At 63.7% G+C, this 754-nt stretch carries 1 protein-coding gene; it reads left to right on the forward strand.

What is annotated here, in order from left to right; translation table 11 throughout:
• Positions 1–603: ABC transporter permease (locus tag EN993_RS36420; protein ID WP_164758085.1), on the forward strand; the 603-nt coding region annotated here is incomplete at its 5' end.
• Positions 604–754: the final 151 nt, after the last annotated feature.

Raw genomic sequence — 754 nt, forward strand, 5'->3', positions numbered from 1 at the left:
GTCAGGGTCGCGGCCATCTCGACGGCGATTGCGCTCGTCCTCGGTACGCTTTGTTCGGCGGCGGTGTCGCGGACCAAATTCTTCGGCCGCGAAACCATCTCGCTGCTGGTCATCCTGCCGATCGCGCTGCCCGGCATCATCACCGGCATCGCGCTGCGCTCGGCCTTTGCGCTGGCCGATATCCCGTTCTCGTTCTGGACGATCGTGCTTGGCCACGCCACCTTCTGCGTGGTGGTCGTCTACAACAACGCCGTCGCCCGCTTCCGCCGCACCTCCGGCTCGATGATCGAGGCGTCGATGGATCTCGGCGCCGACGGTTTTCAGACCTTCCGCCATGTCGTGCTGCCCAACATCGCGACGGCGCTGCTTGCCGGCGGCATGCTGGCCTTCGCGCTGTCGTTCGACGAGGTCATCGTCACAACCTTCACGGCCGGCCAGCAGCAGACGCTGCCGATCTGGATGCTGGAAGAGCTGATCCGTCCGCGCCAGCGCCCGGTCACCAATGTCGTGGCCATGGTCGTGGTGCTGGTGACGCTGCTGCCGATCCTTGCCGCCTATTACCTCACCCGCGACGGCGACCAGATCGCCGGTTCGGGCAAATAGATCAAAGAGTTCACAAGGGAGAGATGTCCATGGACACCCAGATGCTGATCGGCTCGAAATTCGAGAAGGGCACCGAGACCGAGGAACCGATCCTCAATCCAAAGACCGGGGCGACCATCCTCAACCTGCCCGAGGCCAGCCAGGTACAGAT

Source organism: Mesorhizobium sp. M7D.F.Ca.US.004.01.2.1, assembly GCF_003997785.1.
Lineage (GTDB): Bacteria > Pseudomonadota > Alphaproteobacteria > Rhizobiales > Rhizobiaceae > Mesorhizobium > Mesorhizobium loti.